The following is an 18,803-nucleotide window of genomic DNA, read 5'->3' as shown; positions in this document are numbered from 1 at the left end:
GCTCGATTTTATGCGTTTGCGTCTAAAACAAGTTGGAAATAAGTGGGAAGTTCAGAAAATTGTACCAGTTGGGTCTTATCTTCTTGCTTAAAATAATACTGATAATTTGGAGTGTCTAAATGGTTATCTAGATATTGGGTTGCATCTGTAAACTGTGCTTTTGCAATCGGCTTATCTTTCTTGCATTTAATAATAACAGGATTTACGGAGTTTAATTTTACAGGAACTCCATTTTCAAATTTAGCAGTTTCAATCAATAAGGAAATTTTGAAATCTCCGAAGGTTACACAGAAGTGACCTCCTTTTTCTGTCTTAATTTCTCGGTCGGAGAAAAGATCTTTAAATAAATTCTTTAGGGATTCTCTGTGCTTATCTAAGGCAACTTGAAATTCATGATCTCGTTGCTCGATCTTTTCTTGCTCTTCTTGTAGCAATTTGGCTTGCTTTTCAATTGTTGTAAAATCCAGCTTCATTTTAATATCTCCTTTGGTAGTTTTAAAACTATATATGGCAATCTTTCATTAAGTTTTAAAGAAACATACAGTATTTGTTACAACGGAATAATTAAGATGAGCTTTTGTATAAACCATCACAAATATAAAAAAATATTTTGAAAATATAAGAATTTAAAAAAATTGTTGAGAGATAATCTTTACATTTGGAAATGCTGCTACATATTAATAATAGATTTTAATGTAGCAGCATATTTCTTATTTTGTACAATGTTTTACCATAAGTGGAGTGCTTTTAATTTTAAAAAATCCTCCGCTACTCATAACACCAAGCATCACTAAAACTGTTCCTAGTAACTGCCAGATATTGAGGGTTTGACCAGTAAGTAGAGCAATTATCATACTGAACACTGGCACAAAGTTAAAAAAGACAGAAGCACGACCAGCACCTAACTTTTGTATGCCATTAAACCAGAATAGATAAGCAATCATGGTAGAGCAGATAACAACATATGCCATGGCTAAATGTGCATTTAAAGGTGCAGATGCAATTGCTGTAAGAGGATCTTCAAATATCACACTCAACAAACCAAGTGTTATTGCCCCGAACAACATAGAAAAAGTTGTTGTTTCTAAGGGAGTAGCATTTTTTACATAACGGCGAGACAGTACATTTGCTAAGCAAAATCAAATGCGCCCAATAATATAAATAGATCTCCAATGTCTATTTTGAGGTGCAGCAAAGTCGTTATATGTCCCTGACTAATCACCAGTAACACACCACTTAAGCCAAATAAAACGCCTAAGAATTTATGAGTGTTAAGTTTTTCTCCATCTAAAAGGATTGTCATTAATAGAGTCATTAATGGCGTAGTTGCCATAATCAAAGCACCGTTAACAGCTGAGGTGGTTTGAAGTCCATAAAAACAGCCAATGTTAAATCCCGCAATTCCGATAATACCAATAATCAGATAGATAACTAGATTCTGTCTTAAGGCTGTCCATCTAAGCTGGCCTGTTATTGAAAAGATTAAGAGTAAGCCTAGACTTGCAATAAAAAAACGTTCAGACGCAGCAGATAACGGGGGCATATGTTGAATAATATAAGACATTGCATTAAATGCTGATCCCCAAAAAAACATCGTTAAGACAACACCAGCATAGGCATAAGCCACCGTTCTGTTCATGGACAGGCTCCCATTAAGAAAGGTTTTATTCTCGACAAATCTATAAAGGTGTACAATTCCATATTAATACACTTCTAATGTGAAAAATTGCACAATGATTGATTGGGAAAATTTGCATTACTTTTCAGTTTTTACCGAAGAAAAGTCACTTTCCGCTGCTGCCAGAAAATTGGGCGTAGACCATGCAACTGTCTCCAGAAGAATTGCCCAGCTAGAACAAAACTTAAAACTTAAATTAGTGGATCGTAGACCACGCACATACATACTTACCCCTGATGGAGAGCATCTTGCACAAGTAGTTGCTCGTATGATGGAAGAAACGTTTTCTATTGAACGTTTAACTCAGGCTGGTCAGCAAGAAGTGATGGGTAGTGTTTCTATTAGTATGCCTCCTTTAACGGCAGCGCATCTTATCATGCCTCATCTGGGAAGGTTTTATCGTCATTATCCCCAATTAAAGTTGCGTGTACTCGGTGATGTTCATTATGTTTCTTTGCAGCATAGTGAGGCTGATATTGCTGTACGATTTGGACGCCCTAAAGATGAAAACTTAGTTGCTCGTAAAGTAGGTGAAATTCCTTTTGGGATATACGCTGCTCCAAATTATTTAGCTTCAACTGATTCTGAAAGTTATGAATGGATCAGCGTAGAAGTCGGGGGTGTACATGGTCAAAAACAGCAGAAGTTAAAAGAAAGATTAGGTAATAAAGAACCTATAATGGTTACAAATCATCCTGAGCTTCAGTGGAGAGCCGCATGTGGAGAAGCTGGGTTAGCTGTGTTACCTGATTTTTTAGGCACATTGAGTAATTTGGTCAGATTGCAAGATGATCACCCCATGAGTGCTGAAATCTGGTTGGTAACCCACGAAGATCTACGACATAGTCCTGCAATACGTGTAGTAATGGATTTTCTGGTGAGTTGTTTCGAGTCTTTTAGAACTTAAACTTGGTTAGTTAAATGCTAACTCTTAGAAGTCTGTTTAAAGAAGCTGCCTTTTTTTCCGCAGCTTCTTTTGAATTTAGTTAGATCAATAGGCTAGGTCAGACTAACTTCTATGCCTTCACGTAAATTAGATTGATCTTGACGAGAGTTTAAATCAATTTTGGCAAAAGACTTAGCAAGTAAACGTCTAGCAGCTGAATTAATAGGTTTTTCTACCCATTTAGGTAATTTTATTCCTAAAGGATTGGTTTCGGTTTTAGATACTTCGGTGGTTACTCTTGTTCCCATAATATAGTCAAACCAAGGTCTGGTAACGCACCAATTAGCATTCTGATTACTTGTCATATGGTGATCATAATGCCAAGGAATACGTTTTTTTGCATATTCTGGGTCTAAATGAGATTTAGCATGTACACGCCAATAATTCCATAAACCATAATAGAGTCCAGCTGTAAAAAAAGGAGCTACAGGTAAAAAAATGGTAGCAGCACCTGCTAATCCAATTAAGGCTGTTTTTTCATTATAAATTTCAGCATTTTTAAGCATAGATTCGGCATAGCCTTCGTCATGGAAGCCATTTAAACGGGCACGTTTATGATGTGCGATATGGGTGAAAAATGGGCTATTACGATACTGGCTTGGAAACTCATGCAGCCAAACTTTATGAAAGTACCATTCCAAGCCATTTGCTACAAAAACACCTACAGGGAATCCAAGCATATCGGTCACTTCTTCTTAATTACAATTTAAAGCCATTGTAAAAGAAGAATGTTTTATCCCTTTGACCTAATAGGCAGTAGACCAATTGCCTTTAGAATCAATTTGATTGTTTTTGTTTACGTTGTCGATAAGCACTTGGAGTTTCATTGGTCCATCGTTTGAATGCACGTGTGAACGCAGAGGGCTCTGAAAAACCGGTTAAATAAACAATTTGATCAATAGTTTCTTGTGTATTAGCAAGCAAACGTCTGGCAAGTTTTTCTCGATGTTGATTTAGAATCTTTTCATAATTTGTATTAATAGCTTGCAAATCAGCGCGAAGAGTACGAGGGTTGCGGTTTAATTGTTCTGCAATCAATTTTTGATCGAATTGACCAGATTCAAGTAAACCATTGCTGAGCAAGCGCTCAATTGCATAAACAAGTTGATGCTTTTCTAAGTTTGATAGTTGCTGTTCAGCAATTGTTTCATGAATTTTTAATAATTCAGGTTCAGCCGCTGGTGATGCTTTATTCAATAAAGTACTAGGAAAAATTATAGCGCCTTGTTTTTGGTTTAAAATTACCGGGCATTTCCAAGCTTCTTGATAATTATTAGCTGAAGCGCCTTGTTGATAAGGTAATGTAATTTGGCTAGGCCTAAACTCGTTATTTGTAATATATTTAAAAAAATTAAGAAAAATACCGATGCCACATTCAAGATAATGTCTTACGGGATGCTCAAAACCCGATAATATTGCTTGATCTTCATTAATGGTTAAGGAAAGGCTAAATACATCTGTAAGTAGGGCTTGATATCTTAGAGTGCGCTGCAATCCTTCACCAAATGTAGAGCTGCTCAAAAATAGATATTCAATGACCAAACCCCGGAAAGGCGGCATTTGCTTACCTACATGTAAGCCAATATCAGGATCTTGGCTGATTTCTTCAGCAGCTGTCCAAAAACGATGTTGGGTAGAATTATCTCTACGAATATTTTTATCGGGTGGTTGATTAGGCAAATTTACACTTGCAAAAATAGATGCTGCATCTAAGCCCATCTTTTGCATAGTCTCGTAAGTCATCCATAAAAAAATTCCAGCGTCTGAAGAATTTTTAGACATAATTTGATGACAACCCTATAAACTATAGCGCATATTCAATCATGATTTTATTGCTGATTCTATATCTCAGAAACTTATATTAGTTTAATGATCAGGAAAGAAACCCGCATCTTCACGTGCTTGTTTTAAAGCTAAGATAAAAGAGGTTAATAAAAGCAAACCTATAAAAAAAAGAAAAAGATCGATGTTACTAATCGCAAAACCTATACTTGTAGCGCCTAGACTTAGTAATAAGATACATAATATTTTCCAAAAAATGAGCATGTTACGTTCTGATAAAAAGTCTAAAGATATTATTGGCAATTGAAGGAGATTTCTAAATTTATTTATGTTTTTTTTATTATAAATTATGTAATTCTGTAAAATTTAATTTTTTGATGATTTTAATATAACTACATGAAATTAAATTGATTTTTAATTTATTCGACTTGACGGATGTCTTTTTAATTATTCTTAAAATTAAGTTTTTATTAATTAATAGAATGATAATTCTTTAGAAGCACTATAAAATAGCGGTTATAAATTAAATTTATTTTTTTAATTTATTTAAAACAATATGTTATAATGGTTTTTTAAATTTTTGTTAAAAAAAAGACTTGATCTTTAAGCCGAATTTTGAAATTATACTCATGCAAATTGTGATCTATTTCCCACAATTTGTATTTCAGGTTAAGTGGTTATCACTAATGCTCATTTGCTATTTTTGCTTATGAGCATTTTTTTATGTGATTTTTTAATAGAACTACAAAGTTTTTGAAATGTTAAATTTTAAGATTATTTAGCTGAGCTAAGCTTAATTATTTTTAATAAATTTTAAGAGATAAATTAATCATATTGAATAGTCACCGTCGCTGTGGCTTTAACCTCACCTGCGGTTACATTGGTGGCAGTCTGATAGTAACGAGCAGTTAAAGGTATATCATATTCAACTGTTTGGTTGGAACTCACCATACCTATATTTAGTTTGCTTGCTTTTTGAATCGGCTGATTTGCTCCATTCATATTCCATAACAGTTCGACACCCACACCGTTGGCTTTAATTGAATTCGCGGCACTGTTGTTAATCACCTGATTATTGGAGGTATCAGAATTATAATCAAAACTTAAGCTGATCGTATTGCTCGTAGCGATCCCAGAGTTGTTTTCGCCACCATTACATAAGATTGATAGATTAAAATTCTGTTCCCCTTGGGTTGACCCAATCGCTTTAAAGCCTGATTTCATCACGGTTGGAAGTTGAACTGGTGAATCTACACCATTTTGAATTTCACAAGATGAAGACGCAATAAGAATAGGGGCATTACTTAATACAGTAGTGGTTAAAAATGGGCGGTTCTGTTGCCCTGATACATAATAGGTACTGTAACGGCCTGCGACTAGTGCTCCAGAGCCTGTTGTCATGGCAGTTTTAATAACTTCCATAACAAAATGCCCAGGGGAAAGTGTATATGTTTGATTGGGTGTTAATGTACGTCTATAAGGATAGTATCCTGAAAAATCTGAAGCATCTGCTGCTTCACGATAAAGACGAATACCAATACCGGGAATATTGGTTGCATATACATTATTACCTATTGGGCTAACTGGATAATTTAAGGGGAGAGCCGCAATAATTTGATCACTCGCGCGATTACAAGTTGCAGTTGAATTATTAGGAGATATTGTAAAAGTATTCTTTTGTAAGATCGTTCCTATTGGATCATTTGGTTTTACTACGATTTTACCTATAGTCATCGGAATATCGACGGTAGTAAATCCTTTACTTAAATTACAATTTGCATTTGTATGGCTATAAGCAAATAGACTTACTGCCAAAAATCCAATTTTTTTTAAAATATTCTTCATTTACAGACTGCCTTTGTCATAATAATTGGTTGGTTGTTATGCTTTATTTGATCCGCTATATCGTATTCAATTTCGCATTTTTCAGTGCTCGTATTTCCCCATTTCACATATAAACGGTCATGGGTTAGGGGTGTTCGTAAATAAATGCGACTGCCTTGCGCAACAATACCTATTACTTCGTTATTCTGGTTGTATACCTGTGCGGCAAAAGGTAGATGTGAGCCATCTAATGTTGTTGTACTAATAAAAAGTGCATAACCTTTTTTTGTCGAGAATTGAACTTTAGTGATCGAACCTGCATAAGGGGCAATCCGTAAACTGCTCTCACCAAGTTCAACTTGTGTGGACATGTCTTGTGGGTTAAGACTTATGTCATTCATACGATAAGGCGTAACATAAGGAATAACGGCATATCCCTTTTTGTTAATACTGAGCCCTGGTGTATTACCGACTTGTGCTCCCGTAGCATCCGGTGCATAGACCAGCACCATGGTTTGAGCCTGATCGGGCCCAAACAGAATTCCATGGGCGTGGGCAACGATATTGCCACTCAAGTTAAGCATTTCTTGTTGATATGAGTCAGCGTAACTGAATGAAGCACCTAATGTTGTGTAGTTTGTCTTATAGTTGCTATTAATGTTGAGGTTTGTTTGAGCATGGTCTTGACTGGAAATTGATGCACCATAATTCAAACGGCTTCCTGTAAAACCGCTAAAGCTCAAAATTTGGCTATCTTTACTTAGAAGACTATTATAGTTTAAAGAGCTTTTCTTAAAATCTAAGGGAAAGGATAGAGAAATGAGGTATTGAGTATCTTGGTCAGCTCGCCCACCAGCTTCAATAGTTTCACTATTAATTGCAGAGAAACTATAAGTTAAATCTTTAAATTGATTGCTATAACCTAATTGGAATTGCTTATTAGTAGTAGACTGGTTCCAATAGTTTGTCCAAGAACCTACTAAATAGAAATTTCCCCATTGATTTGGAAGAGCTTGATTTAAATTAATCTGGAATTCACTTTTTTGCTTACCTACTGAAAAACTATCAATATTTTGCTCTTGTAAGTCTTGAATTAAAATTGCGTCACGCAGTTTGAGATAGTTTTGTGTTGAATAACGATAAGTTGCTAGTGTTAGGTTAGTATGCGTTGGAGCAAATAACTTATTGTAACTTAGACGATAACTTTGCCCTGTCATTTTAGGTTGATGGGAAAAATTGGCATTTGAATGTGTTGCATCAAAAGAAATAGCACCAACTGGCGTTGAAAAAGCTGTACCTAACAATACAGAGGAATACTGTTGAGTCCCTTGAATTGCGCTATAAATTGTAAGGTAATTATTGATTCCGCGTTGATATTTACCCTGTATCAGCCATGGAGTTAACTTAAGGTTCGGGTCTCGAAATTGTCCTAAGGTGAATGAATATCTGCTCATTTGAGGACGTAGCATTTCAATGACAGAAGCATATGGAATAGAAAATTTTTGAACTACTCCATTAGATTCAAATACCGAAACTTGTAACTCACCTCCAAATCCTGTGGGATAAAGATCATTAATTTCAAAGTTTCCTGGTGGGACAGTGGTTTGGTAAATTAAATTACCTTGTTGTCTAACTTCGACTTTTGCATTGGTTTTGGCATAACCTCGAACTCTTGGAGCATAACCGAGCATACTATTTGGAAGCATTCGGTCATCACTTGAAATATTTACCCCGCGATAGGGCAAAGAGTCAATAAAATCGCTATTAGTAAAATAATCGCCTAAAGTCACAACGCCATGAATTTTCGGAAATGCTTTTTGTAGATATGTATTCGTTGAAGTGTAAGAAGAATTATCAGTTTGAAAATCAGTATGGTCTTGCCATTTCCATTGCCCATTATGGCGCAATTGCCAACTCGCTAAATTTGCTCCAAGATTCGTACCTATAAAGGCATATGTACTTTCATGTTGTTCGTTAACTATCCGATATGCTGTGGCGTTATAGCTTAAAAAAGCTGCATTAATACCGCGATCCCACAAATGTGGATCGATATAACCTTGCGGATTTTTTTCTAAGACAACTTGCGGGATCGAAATATCAATTCTTAAACGGGAACTATCAAATACATAAAAAGCACTATCTATCCATGAAGCGAGAGCTTTACATGAAAGTGATGAATTAGAGTCATGTTGACTTAGAACATCAGCTTTTACCCCATATTCAAGCAACATGGCCTCTGTAAAACATGTTTCAGCATTTGTGTTATGAGCTGAGGTAGTAAATCGCATACGCCGTTTACCCAGCCATTGACCATTAATATAAACATCTAAGCTATATTCACCAGGCAAGATCGGGTTTCCGTATTTGAAGCGAGCTATATCAATTTTTTGTGCATTACCTACTAAGAAATTGCTATCAAATTCAGCCTTTATAAAATGTGGAACATCAATATTATTTTCAGCATATATAGCCACAGGCATGAATAGCGTAATACTTGAGACGACATACCAAGTAAAGGGGCTTTTTAAACATATATAAGGTATAAACCATTTAGACATAGCTCTAGAGCCTATTCATGATAGGTTTTAAATTTTCTTAAGTAATACAATGAGGTTAGAATTTTATTGGGTGCTCAACTCTTCCACCATAATCATTGATATATACAAAGCTCATATCTGCTAAGTTTTTATTTTTTAGTTTAATTTTATCCTCTGAAAAAGGGGCAATCATTAAGCCTTGTTGCAATAAGTCTGTTTTATGGCTTTCACTTCCTTGAAAAATGGAGCTAATAGTCAGAAAAAAGGGAGTCGGGTTCTTCACTACTAGATATTGATCATTTATTTTCCATTGAACTTTCTCACTTAGTTGCTCAATATTTTCTTTTAGATTTATAGGGCGATAAAAAAATTTAATGCGCGAACGAACAGCAAGCTGTAAAAAATTATTAGAAATAGTGGTGTTTTGGTCTTGTTGAGTTTTTCCTTCCGGTTTAGGAGGTATATCTAAAACATTAAGCCAAAAAATAGATTCTTGTTGCTGATTTAATTGAGACGTATTAGGCAGAGCTGTAATTCTTAAGGTCTGGCCTTTAGTCGCTTCTACTCGTGAAATCGGGGGAGTAATAATGAAGGGCACATTTGCTTCATCGGGAGTCGACTTTGCATTTCCATCATCGATCCAAGCTTGAACAAGAGAGGGAGCTGTACCGTTATTACTCAGTTGCAAAGTGATCTCACGTGCATTTGAAGGATAAATGACACGAGTTCCATGTAAAACAATTTCAGTATGCCCTGTGGTAGTCAGTGTTACCTGTAGACAAACTAATCCCCAAAAAAACTTACGACCACGAAAAAGCATGAGTCATATTCTCAATAATGAATAATAGATAGGAGATAGCTTCTATCTTTAAATAGAAGCTTCAATTTTAATTTTATTGATAAATAATGGTGTATTTTACTTGCGATGTTACCGTACCCGCAGTAGAAGCACCTGTAGCATAGTATTCAGCATAATAGTTAAGGTCAGCATCACCACCTGCCGAAACACTCACCCATTGTGAGTTGGTCTGAGCCGCATTCGTGCCTGTAGCGAGTACAGGAATTACAGCATTATTACTGCCTAGCAACTGGATATTCACGTTTGTTGCGCCGCCCGAGGTTGCTTGGTTTAATAAACGACCAGTATTAAAGTCAACGGTAGCACCCGGCTCAAAATAAGTTGCTACTTTACCAGCCGAAGCACAGTTCGTTAAATTAATTTGAAATGGGGTGCGACCAGCTACATCACCTGCATTTTTTAAGGTTTGAGATGAAACTGTAGGCAGGTTAATTGTTAGATTTTTATCTCCAGTATCAATCGTACAAGTATTATCCGTGACAAGACCATTAATAGTAATTGTGCCATCTGCAGCTTGTGCATTTGTTATATTTAAGAGAGAAACCGCCGCCATAAAAATAAATCTTTTCATAAAATCCCCAGAATAGCCTTTTAAAATAAATTCCATTACTTTTCAGCAAGTTTATTCTGCTTAAGTAAGGCGAAGGAAATATATCACTTTTCAACCAAAAAACAAGAAAAACACTATATTTATATATATTTTGAACGGTTGTTTTTATTAATAAATATTTTGGAAATATGTTTTTTATCAGTTGGTAAAATAATTCATGATCCATTTTTAAAATAAAATAAAAAAACTCGTAATATTTAAGTAATTGTATTTTATTAAATTAATCTAACTTTAAAAAAATTAAGATAGAAGTTGTCTGGTGTTGTGGTGTAAATTATTGTTTTTTAACCATAAAATTATTTTTTAATTTATCTTGTGAATATATTTATTTTTTAAGAATTTTTTAAGATTCAATTCCTACTGTTTTAGTTGTAATTCAATAAAAGATAATCTGGAGTTCAGTTCCATGAATACTATGAAGTATAGCTATAAACCTAATTACTTTTTCTTTGCTCATAAATTAGTTTTATTTTTAAAGGATTATCTCATCAAGCATCCGACGGAGCAGCAAACAACGTTTAACTTGCAAACGATTTATGACATCTTTAGCCATGATCTTGCTTCAAGTACGACAAACCTTGAAGGTATCTTAAATATTGCAGATGAATATGTCTTTGAAACAGAAGATGGCTTACTTCCATTAATTAGTAAGCATTCAGTCAATCTCAAAAATCATGTGCTTTCTTTAGAATTTACACCTCAAGCCTTGGCAAGTCTGTTATCAGGTCATTCGTTAGTAAATCCTAAAGCAGCTTAGATTTTCTTTTAAGGTAGAGTGAACTCATATAAAATTCATAAAATTTATTTTTAAGAGTTATTTATGAGTAAAGACTTTAAGGCCTTAACTTATATTGTGGATGATAATGTAGCAGATACAGTAACTTGGCTTTTACTCCATCAAGATGTTTTTGATTCTTTTAATTTTGATGTGTTGAGCCAAGAGTTCACAGTAACGCATGCTGCAGGGAAGGATATTATTCGAGTCGGAACCTTCCTGAATGCCACTTACGGAATATTAGTAACTTCTGTTTAAATAAAAAGCCCTGAATGATCAGGGCTTTTAAATCTTTTAACTTGAGTTAAGCACTCATTGCATCTACTGATAAATCAGCAACTGTTGGCTTTGGTTTTTCAGCTGTTAAACCTAGTTTATTAAATAAAGCTTGGTCTTTACCTTCACCGGCATTTGGTGTGGTTAGTAGTTTATCACCAGAGAATAATGAGTTTGCACCTGCCATAAATGCTAATGCTTGATCTGAATCACTTAATGATTCGCGGCCCGCAGAGAGACGGATATAACTGTGAGGCATGATAATACGTGCCACAGCAATAGTACGAATCCACTCAATAACATCAAGCTTTTCAACATCTGCTAAAGGTGTTCCTTCAATAGGAACAAGCATATTGATTGGCACAGATTCAGGATGAATTGGTAAGGTAGCTAGTTCATGTAATAAACCAATTCGGTCTTCACGAGTTTCGCCTAAACCCACAATACCGCCACTACAAACTTTCATACCAGCTTGACGAACATAATCAAGGGTATTTAAACGATCATCAAAAGTACGAGTACTAATAATGTGAGAGTAATACTCACGAGATGTATCTAAATTGTGGTTGTAATAATCTAAACCAGCAACTTTTAGGCGTTCTGCTTGAGATTGGTTAAGCATGCCTAAAGTCATACAGGTTTCCATACCTAATGCTTTAACTTCACGTACCATTTCTAAAACATAAGGCATATCGCGCTCATGTGGGTTACGCCAAGCAGCACCCATACAAAAACGTGAAGAACCGGAATCTTTTGCAGCTTTCGCTTCACTAATCACTTTTTCAACAGCAATACGTTTTTCTGCTTCTAGTTTTGATTCGTAATGTGCCGATTGTGAGCAGTATTTGCAATCTTCAGGACATTTACCCGTTTTAATAGATAAAAGGGTGCTGACCTGAATTGAATTGGCAGTGAAGTGCTCACGATGTACTTGTTGAGCCTTGAAAACTAAATCCAAAAAAGGTTGTTCATATAAAGCTTGGATTTCTTCACGATTCCAATCATTACGTAGAGTCATTGTCATATCCATGATGATGGCATTAATTCACTATACATAATCATACAGAATTCGTATTAAAGCTATAGGGCAAAAAACATCATTTTTTTAATTTGATAGCTGAAGTTGATTAAGTTGCTGTTCAATTGCCCAATCAATATGCACATTGACGATTTCGTCATGCAAGTTTTTGCCATTTTGTAGTTGATCTACAATTTCTTTTGAATAAGGAGCATTTCCTAATCCGATTGCAATATTACGTTTAAATGATTGATAACCTGTCCGGCGGATAGGGCTACCTTCCGTATTGGCTAAAAAAGTGGCTTCATCCCACTGCCAGATGTCAAGTAGGCTAATATTATCTAACCCATGTCTAGGATTAAAATCAGAAATAGATGCTGTTTTGGCAAAGCTATTCCAAGGACAAATTAATTGACAGTCATCACAACCAAATATTCGGTTACCTATACCTGCACGTAATTCTTCAGCAATAATTCCTTTATATTCGATGGTTAGGTAAGCAATGCAGCGCCTAGCATCTAACATATAAGGCTCGACAATTGCTTGCGTCGGGCAAATATCAATACACGCACTACAAGAACCACAATGTGCTGTTGCAGGCTCGTCAAACGGTAGGTCGAGTGAAGTAAATAGCTCACCTAATACGAAAAAAGAACCTGACTTTTTATGAATGAGCAAGGTATGTTTACCTGTCCAACCCATTCCAGCACTTTCAGCTAATGATTTCTCAAAAATAGGCGCTGAATCTGCAAAAGGACGAGATTCAAAGTCACCAACTTTTTCACGAATTCGTGTTGCTAAAGTTTTCAATCGGCCACGCATGACTTTATGGTAATCACGCCCACGTGCATAGCGGGCGATAATGGCAGAGTTAGGTTCCAAAGGTACATATCGGGGTTTTGGAGATTCCACAAGATAATTCATGCGGACACAAATAATACTTTTTGTGCCAGGCACTAATAGTGTTGGATCAGCTCGCTTTTCTAGATTTTCTTCTAAATAGGTCATGTCTGCATGATAACCACGTTCAAGGTACTCCAAAAAACGTGGCATTTGCTCTTGAGCATCTGGTTTTGCGATGACACAATCAGCAAAACCCAAGTCTAATGCTTGAGCTTTGATCCATGCTTTTAATTCATGTGGATCAATTTGTTGCACTGTAATACGTGATGTGTCGGAAGATGTCATAAACCAAAATGCAAGAGGATAATAATATGCAGGCGGTAGTTTACCATAGCGATGATATTCGAGCATGGGAGCGGCGCTGGTTTGCTGCGCAAAACTCCTCATTAGGTTTAATGCAGCAAGCGGCTTGGTCAATTGCCCAGCAACTTATTGAGCTTTTTAAAGATCAGGCTATTAAGAATATTGCTATTTGGTGCGGACAAGGCAATAACGCAGGTGATGGTTACTTTATAGCAAGTTACCTTAAACAAGCTGGATTTAATGTTGAAATCTTTGCAGCTCAATTGGGTGAGTCAGCCGATTTACATTGTGCAGCGCAATTTGCTAAAGAAATAAAAGTCCCAATTCACTCAAATTTTGAGATTAAAAGAACATTTGATTGTCATATTGATGCTTTATTTGGCATAGGTTTAAACAGAGAATTAAATATAGGTTGGCAACAAGTAATTCAAAAGTTTAATGAACAAGTGGGCCTAAAAATTTCGATTGATATACCGAGTGGCTTACAAGCAAATACAGGGCAAGTCTTACCTTGTGCAGTAAGAGCTGATCATACCTTTACTGTTTTAGGTCTTAAGGCAGGGTTATTTACAGGACAAGGAAAAGAATATGCGGGGGAAATTCATTTAATTAATTTAACTCCTACAGACCACGAGTTGAAACCTTTAGCTTATTTGTCACCCACAAACATTAAACTTCCTCAGCGTATGGCATTTGGTCATAAGGGAAGTTTCGGGCATGTTTTAGTGGTGGGTGGACATGAGCAAATGGGTGGGGCTGTTATTATGGCTGCTGAAGCTGCTTTTCATGCAGGTGCAGGTAAAGTGACGGTGGTTTGTCATCGTAATCATCATCAAGCTATTTTGTCACGGGCTCCTAATATTATGCTTCGTGATATTAATGCTTTAGATGAAAACAGTATTAAAGAGATTCTATCTCAGGTCGATGCAGTATGCTTTGGAATGGGATTAAGCCGTGACGATTGGGCAAAGCAGATTTACCAGCAATGGTTTAATTTGTTAAATCAGAGTACACGCCTAGAAGTTGTTTTAGATGCAGATGCTTTATGGTTTCTGGCTAAACAGCCTGAAAAGTTAAATACACATATTTATGCCACACCTCATCCTGGAGAAGCTGCTACTTTACTTGGTTGCTCTACAGCGCAAATTGAAAATGACCGAATTGCTGCAATTTATGCCTTACAACAAAAATATGCAGGCCAGTGGGTACTTAAAGGAGCGGGTAGCTTAATTTTAGAAGATAATTTGTATATTTGTACGCAAGGTAATGCTGGTATGGGAACTGGTGGAATGGGAGATGTGTTAGCAGGAATGATTGCAAGCTTAAAAGCCCAGTTTCACAAAGGTATTGCATTACATGAGATAGTGACTCTGCATGCTCAAGCAGGTGATAAACTTGCAAAACAAGGTATGCGTGGTTTACAGGCCTACCAAATGAATCAAGCCATTACTCAGGTTGTAAATCAATAAATTTTAACGTCTACGACTGCTAGAACGGCTTCGTCCACGTGCCATACCACCTAAGGCATTTAAAACAGACAATTTGCTCATACTTCCCGATGCATGAGCATGGCAGATAGCAGCAGCAAGGGCATCGGCTGCGTCGGATTGAGGTTTAATGGTCAAATTAAGTAATCGCATCACCATCATTTGGACTTGTTCTTTATCGGCAGCGCCATAACCAACCACAGACTGTTTAATTTGACGGGCAGTGTATTCTGCAACTTGTAAATCTAAATTCACTAATGCGGCTATGGCAGCACCACGGGCTTGTCCTAGTTTTAAGGCAGAGTCTGGGTTTTGAGCCATAAAGACTTGCTCAACCGCAGCTTCAGTTGGACCATGAAATTTCACAATTCGCTCAACGCCTGCAAAAATACGTTTTAAGCGTTCTGGCATTTCTTGAGTTTCTGTTCGGATTGTACCGGCATCAACAAAACGCAGTTTACTACCATCTTTTTCAATGATTCCATAACCTGTTAAGCGTGAACCCGGGTCAATACCAATAATCAGTGCCATGTGAAGACTTATTTAAATAGTTTAGAGAGTATTGTTACATAGCCAAAAAGGTTCTGCATGCGTAATTTAAAGAATGCTGCGATGAATGGTTATTTTTCGGTTTTTATGGGACTAATTTATATCTTTAAAATAATTTGATGTAATTCTATTTTAGTGGAATACTTATCTATAATTTTGGAATTAAATTTTATCGGTAGATGGAAGATATTAATATCCGCATTGCGCAGCAAGTGCGTGAAATACGTCTAGCGCGTGGATATACTCTAGATGTTCTTGCTAGTCGATGTCAGGTAAGCCGTTCTGCAATTTCACTCATTGAAAGAGGAGAAGCGAGTCCTACAGCTGTTGTCCTTGAAAAGCTGGCAAATGGTTTAGGAGTGCCTTTGACTCAGCTATTTGATAGCCCACAGAATACTCAATCGCCTCAACCTATGGTACGACGTAATCAACAATCACAATGGAAAGATCCGGAAACAGGGTATATTCGCCGTCAAGTTTCCCCTCCAAATTGGAAATCTCCATTTCAAATCGTTGAAATTGAATTTCCTGCTCAGTCTCGTGTTACGTATGAAACAAGTGTAAATTCTAAGGTTGTATTACAGCAGATTTGGGTAATTGAGGGGCAAATCGATATTCAATTGGGTGAAAACTTTTATGCTTTACAAGAGGGTGATTGTTTGGCGATGCAATTAGGTCAACCGATCATATACAGCAATCCTTCTTCTAAAACCGCTCGCTATATTTTAGTTGTATGTAATGAGCTCGTCTCTGTTCTTAAGGAATCTTCATGATTAAAAATCTTAATCCAAATTTACGTTTAATTGATTGTCATGAAGCTACACATGCAAAGGCTATATTAGATATTTTGAATGAAGCAATTATCAATTCTACCGCTTTGTATGACTATTTGCCGCGCTCTGAAGAGTCAATGAAAAGTTGGTTTGCAGTTAAAAGAGAAAATGGTTTTCCTGTCATTGGTATTGTAGATGAGACAAATAAGTTATTAGGTTTTGCAAGCTGGGGAACCTTTAGAGCTTTTCCTGCCTTTAAATATACGGTCGAACATAGTATTTACATTCATCATGAACATCGTGGTAGCGGATTAAGCAAAATTTTAATGCATGAATTGATTAAGCGTGCTCAAGAGGCAGATTTGCATGTATTGATAGGCTGTATCGATGCAACCAATCAAGCAAGTATTGGTTTACATGAAAAAATGGGCTTTATCCATGCAGGTACTTTTAAGCAAGTCGGTTTTAAGTTTGGCCAGTGGCTGGATGCTGCTTTTTATCAGTTAAATTTAAATACACCGCAGCAGCCAGTTGATGGATAAATAATAAAGCTTTCAAATTTTAAGCAAATAGCCCAGTTCATGATGATGAAATTAAATTGGGCTATAGGGTGTAAATTATAAAATACCTAATTGTTCTAATCCTTTATAAGCAATTTCTTTTCGAATAGAACTAGGTATTCCTTTTTTCATTTCTAAATTAAGTGCGAACGCTACAATTTCTCCTTGTGGTTGAACCACCCAGCCTGTAAACCAACCAACTTGTGGTTCAACATCCCATCCCCAACCACTTTTAGCATAAATTTTTCGTCCATTTTTTTCTTCTATGAACACCATAGATTGAACTTGTTCTTGCACATTTTTGCTAAAAGGAAGAGTTTTATGGGCTAGTTCATAAGCAAACTGGGCTTCTTGTTGAGGTGTAATTTTAAGTGGACCAACAAGCCAAAAATTATCTATTTTTGAACCAATATCAGCATTACCGAAACCAATACGCTTCACCTCTTTAGACATAAGATCAAGACCAATTCGTCGAGCTAGTTCCTGATAAACTGGAATAGCAGAAGCTTTCATAGCATCGCCTAATGTCATGTCTTTTTCCCAATCGGGAAATAAACGCTTTTGCCCATCCCATTTAAACACTTCAGTTGGTGTTGCTTTATGATGCTCAAGGCCGATCAAAGCATTTAACATTTTAAAGGTAGAGGCGGGAACATATTCGGTTGATGCTCTTTTAAGATCATTACCATAGACTTCCTCTGTTTGGCCACGTTTTATAATTAAAACACCTGTAGTTTGTGCTTGATCAAACAATGATTGAATTTTCTCTGAGTTTTTATTGGTAGAAATTGACTGTATTTGATGTTGTTCTACGGTATTAAAAGAACACGCCGATAAAAACATCGTACCAATGGCAAAGAAAAGAGCTTTTTTAGTCATGAGTCTATGTAGCTTTAAAAGAGTTATTCTTTAATTTAACTTGAATAGAGGTACTTTTAGATAGAGAAAATGTAAGTTATTTAGGAAACTCTATACCCATAGCTACTTTTTAAATTTCATAAAAAACTATACAAACAAAGAAATAAGTCCAAATTTTCTAAGAACCTAAGTTTTTATTGTGCTAAAAACTGCTTTTTTGAGGGCTTTTCGTTTAACTAGAGTAAAAAAATTAAAATCTGATTAAAGTTGCACTTGATAAACTTGATACAGCACTCATTAATAATAAAGCATGTTTGTTTTTATCGAGTTAAAATCAAATGTACTCTAGTATTGCAGACTCTGGCTGTTTCGATAGGGTTGGGGCAAATAAACTGCAATGAATTTTCTTTTTGAGATAGATAAAGTTTTACATGAATTTACTTCTTATTGTAGTTCTGGGCGCGATTGTTGAAATTGCTGTATGGATTGGCGTAGCACAGTTCATCAGTGGATGGTATGTATTCTTTTGGTTCATTCTTGCTTTCTTTATTGGTTTAGGACTTATTCGCAGAAGTACTGCTGGTATTATGCCTCAATTACAGCAAATGCAGATGACTGGCCAACTCGGTAATGATCCGGCAGTAACTAAAAAACTTGCTTATGCTTTTGCAGGTTTCTTATTAATGTTGCCAGGTCTTGTTTCTGATGTTTTAGCGGTTTTAATTTTGATCCCTGGTGTTCAAACTGCTTTCCGTAATATAGCGATGAGAACTCTCGCAAAACGCCAACAAGCTATGATGGAAAAAATGATGGGTGGTATGGGCGGTAATATGGGGGGGCAAAACCCATTTGCTGATCTAATGCGCCAAATGCAAGATATGCAGAATCAACAAGGTGGTGGTAGTCAAGGTCAATACCGTGATTCAAGCATTATTGATGGAGAAGCACGAGAAGTCACTCCAGACCATAAGAAAATTGAACATAAAAATAAGGATTAATAAAGACCTTATCTAAAGGCCTAAACCTCCAAAGTTTAGGCCTTTTTTATTTTTTAAGAAGATATAA

Annotated in this window: 19 protein-coding genes and 1 pseudogene; 7 read left to right on the top strand and 13 right to left on the bottom strand. The window is 36.1% G+C overall.

Translation table 11 applies throughout. From position 1 onward, the window contains the following. Window positions 1-8: 8 nt before the first annotated feature. Window positions 9-473, bottom strand: coding sequence for a hypothetical protein (locus RFW85_RS17475; protein WP_170247756.1), 465 nt, complete (start codon window positions 471-473; stop codon window positions 9-11). A 237-nt stretch (window positions 474-710) separates the two neighbouring features. After that, window positions 711-1,639 (bottom strand): annotated as a pseudogene (locus tag RFW85_RS17470) (DMT family transporter). A gap of 94 nt (window positions 1,640-1,733) precedes the next feature. Here RFW85_RS17470 and RFW85_RS17465 point away from each other — a divergent pair. Then, on the top strand, window positions 1,734-2,585 hold the full coding sequence (locus RFW85_RS17465) for a LysR family transcriptional regulator (protein ID WP_309171743.1): 852 nt from the start codon (window positions 1,734-1,736) through the stop codon (window positions 2,583-2,585). A gap of 92 nt (window positions 2,586-2,677) precedes the next feature. Here the strand turns inward: RFW85_RS17465 and RFW85_RS17460 are convergent, their stop codons facing one another. From RFW85_RS17460 to RFW85_RS17430, 7 genes are all read right to left on the bottom strand, one after another. Continuing rightward, window positions 2,678-3,304 (bottom strand): sterol desaturase family protein, encoded by a 627-nt coding sequence (locus RFW85_RS17460; RefSeq protein WP_080026919.1) that lies wholly within the window; start codon window positions 3,302-3,304, stop codon window positions 2,678-2,680. Between the two features lie 97 nt (window positions 3,305-3,401). Then, window positions 3,402-4,406, bottom strand: coding sequence for an AraC family transcriptional regulator (locus RFW85_RS17455; protein WP_170247754.1), 1,005 nt, complete (start codon window positions 4,404-4,406; stop codon window positions 3,402-3,404). A gap of 84 nt (window positions 4,407-4,490) precedes the next feature. Then, complete coding sequence (locus tag RFW85_RS17450) at window positions 4,491-4,670, bottom strand: hypothetical protein (protein ID WP_003651366.1); 180 nt, start codon at window positions 4,668-4,670, stop codon at window positions 4,491-4,493. Window positions 4,671-5,231: 561 nt separating this feature from the next. Continuing rightward, window positions 5,232-6,251: a fimbrial protein gene (locus RFW85_RS17445; RefSeq protein ID WP_170247753.1), complete on the bottom strand. Its 1,020-nt coding sequence runs from the start codon at window positions 6,249-6,251 to the stop codon at window positions 5,232-5,234. After that, window positions 6,248-8,704 (bottom strand): fimbria/pilus outer membrane usher protein, encoded by a 2,457-nt coding sequence (locus RFW85_RS17440; RefSeq protein WP_170247920.1) that lies wholly within the window; start codon window positions 8,702-8,704, stop codon window positions 6,248-6,250. The genes RFW85_RS17445 and RFW85_RS17440 overlap by 4 nt, the downstream gene beginning before the upstream one ends. Before the next feature lie 139 nt (window positions 8,705-8,843). Then, complete coding sequence (locus tag RFW85_RS17435; RefSeq protein ID WP_170247752.1) at window positions 8,844-9,587, bottom strand: molecular chaperone; 744 nt, start codon at window positions 9,585-9,587, stop codon at window positions 8,844-8,846. Window positions 9,588-9,660: 73 nt separating this feature from the next. Continuing rightward, entirely contained in the window at window positions 9,661-10,233 is a 573-nt protein-coding gene (locus RFW85_RS17430) for a fimbrial protein (RefSeq protein ID WP_170247751.1), read from the bottom strand. A gap of 409 nt (window positions 10,234-10,642) precedes the next feature. Here RFW85_RS17430 and RFW85_RS17425 point away from each other — a divergent pair, with 409 nt between their 5' ends. Beyond that, a complete protein-coding gene (locus RFW85_RS17425) occupies window positions 10,643-10,993 on the top strand; it encodes a hypothetical protein (RefSeq protein ID WP_017386793.1) in 351 nt (116 codons plus the stop codon). A gap of 63 nt (window positions 10,994-11,056) precedes the next feature. Next, window positions 11,057-11,269: a hypothetical protein gene (locus tag RFW85_RS17420; RefSeq protein ID WP_170247750.1), complete on the top strand. Its 213-nt coding sequence runs from the start codon at window positions 11,057-11,059 to the stop codon at window positions 11,267-11,269. Between the two features lie 46 nt (window positions 11,270-11,315). Here RFW85_RS17420 and bioB read toward each other — a convergent pair whose 3' ends face one another. Further along, a complete protein-coding gene (bioB, locus tag RFW85_RS17415) occupies window positions 11,316-12,305 on the bottom strand; it encodes a biotin synthase BioB (protein WP_017386794.1) in 990 nt (329 codons plus the stop codon). A gap of 87 nt (window positions 12,306-12,392) precedes the next feature. Beyond that, window positions 12,393-13,493 (bottom strand): tRNA epoxyqueuosine(34) reductase QueG, encoded by a 1,101-nt coding sequence (gene queG, locus RFW85_RS17410; protein WP_171545201.1) that lies wholly within the window; start codon window positions 13,491-13,493, stop codon window positions 12,393-12,395. A gap of 26 nt (window positions 13,494-13,519) precedes the next feature. On the opposite strand from queG, the gene RFW85_RS17405 reads away from it, so the two are divergent. Next, window positions 13,520-14,980: an NAD(P)H-hydrate dehydratase gene (locus RFW85_RS17405; protein ID WP_170247749.1), complete on the top strand. Its 1,461-nt coding sequence runs from the start codon at window positions 13,520-13,522 to the stop codon at window positions 14,978-14,980. A 3-nt stretch (window positions 14,981-14,983) separates the two neighbouring features. Here the strand turns inward: RFW85_RS17405 and ruvC are convergent, their stop codons facing one another. Beyond that, window positions 14,984-15,529 (bottom strand): crossover junction endodeoxyribonuclease RuvC, encoded by a 546-nt coding sequence (gene ruvC, locus RFW85_RS17400; RefSeq protein WP_002121356.1) that lies wholly within the window; start codon window positions 15,527-15,529, stop codon window positions 14,984-14,986. 197 nt (window positions 15,530-15,726) lie between these two features. Between ruvC and RFW85_RS17395 the strand changes: the two genes are divergently transcribed. Beyond that, window positions 15,727-16,320, top strand: coding sequence for a helix-turn-helix domain-containing protein (locus RFW85_RS17395; RefSeq protein WP_017386796.1), 594 nt, complete (start codon window positions 15,727-15,729; stop codon window positions 16,318-16,320). After that, entirely contained in the window at window positions 16,317-16,862 is a 546-nt protein-coding gene (locus RFW85_RS17390) for a GNAT family N-acetyltransferase (protein WP_170247748.1), read from the top strand. The genes RFW85_RS17395 and RFW85_RS17390 overlap by 4 nt, the downstream gene beginning before the upstream one ends. Before the next feature lie 75 nt (window positions 16,863-16,937). On the opposite strand, the gene blaOXA is transcribed toward RFW85_RS17390, so the two are convergent. Beyond that, on the bottom strand, window positions 16,938-17,759 hold the full coding sequence (gene blaOXA / locus RFW85_RS17385; RefSeq protein WP_170247747.1) for an OXA-213 family carbapenem-hydrolyzing class D beta-lactamase: 822 nt from the start codon (window positions 17,757-17,759) through the stop codon (window positions 16,938-16,940). 410 nt (window positions 17,760-18,169) lie between these two features. On the opposite strand from blaOXA, the gene RFW85_RS17380 reads away from it, so the two are divergent. After that, entirely contained in the window at window positions 18,170-18,736 is a 567-nt protein-coding gene (locus RFW85_RS17380) for an FxsA family protein (protein ID WP_017386799.1), read from the top strand. Window positions 18,737-18,803 lie beyond the last annotated feature (67 nt).

It is taken from the genome of Acinetobacter sp. 12966, from assembly GCF_031196995.1.
Taxonomy (GTDB): domain Bacteria; phylum Pseudomonadota; class Gammaproteobacteria; order Pseudomonadales; family Moraxellaceae; genus Acinetobacter; species Acinetobacter geminorum.
This window is presented reverse-complemented; position numbering and strand designations above follow the sequence as displayed.

Bases quoted from the DNA above. Each gene is read 5' to 3' on its own strand.
- RFW85_RS17475 (WP_170247756.1), bottom strand. From the start codon at position 473: ATGAAGCTGGATTTTACAACAATTGAAAAGCAAGCCAAATTGCTACAA.
- RFW85_RS17465 (WP_309171743.1), top strand. From the start codon at position 1,734: ATGATTGATTGGGAAAATTTGCATTACTTTTCAGTTTTTACCGAAGAA.
- RFW85_RS17460 (WP_080026919.1), bottom strand. From the start codon at position 3,304: ATGCTTGGATTCCCTGTAGGTGTTTTTGTAGCAAATGGCTTGGAATGG.
- RFW85_RS17455 (WP_170247754.1), bottom strand. From the start codon at position 4,406: ATGTCTAAAAATTCTTCAGACGCTGGAATTTTTTTATGGATGACTTAC.
- RFW85_RS17450 (WP_003651366.1), bottom strand. From the start codon at position 4,670: ATGCTCATTTTTTGGAAAATATTATGTATCTTATTACTAAGTCTAGGC.
- RFW85_RS17445 (WP_170247753.1), bottom strand. From the start codon at position 6,251: ATGAAGAATATTTTAAAAAAAATTGGATTTTTGGCAGTAAGTCTATTT.
- RFW85_RS17435 (WP_170247752.1), bottom strand. From the start codon at position 9,587: ATGCTTTTTCGTGGTCGTAAGTTTTTTTGGGGATTAGTTTGTCTACAG.
- RFW85_RS17430 (WP_170247751.1), bottom strand. From the start codon at position 10,233: ATGGAATTTATTTTAAAAGGCTATTCTGGGGATTTTATGAAAAGATTT.
- RFW85_RS17425 (WP_017386793.1), top strand. From the start codon at position 10,643: ATGAATACTATGAAGTATAGCTATAAACCTAATTACTTTTTCTTTGCT.
- RFW85_RS17420 (WP_170247750.1), top strand. From the start codon at position 11,057: ATGAGTAAAGACTTTAAGGCCTTAACTTATATTGTGGATGATAATGTA.
- bioB (WP_017386794.1), bottom strand. From the start codon at position 12,305: ATGACTCTACGTAATGATTGGAATCGTGAAGAAATCCAAGCTTTATAT.
- queG (WP_171545201.1), bottom strand. From the start codon at position 13,493: ATGACATCTTCCGACACATCACGTATTACAGTGCAACAAATTGATCCA.
- RFW85_RS17405 (WP_170247749.1), top strand. From the start codon at position 13,520: ATGCAGGCGGTAGTTTACCATAGCGATGATATTCGAGCATGGGAGCGG.
- ruvC (WP_002121356.1), bottom strand. From the start codon at position 15,529: ATGGCACTGATTATTGGTATTGACCCGGGTTCACGCTTAACAGGTTAT.
- RFW85_RS17395 (WP_017386796.1), top strand. From the start codon at position 15,727: ATGGAAGATATTAATATCCGCATTGCGCAGCAAGTGCGTGAAATACGT.
- RFW85_RS17390 (WP_170247748.1), top strand. From the start codon at position 16,317: ATGATTAAAAATCTTAATCCAAATTTACGTTTAATTGATTGTCATGAA.
- blaOXA (WP_170247747.1), bottom strand. From the start codon at position 17,759: ATGACTAAAAAAGCTCTTTTCTTTGCCATTGGTACGATGTTTTTATCG.
- RFW85_RS17380 (WP_017386799.1), top strand. From the start codon at position 18,170: ATGAATTTACTTCTTATTGTAGTTCTGGGCGCGATTGTTGAAATTGCT.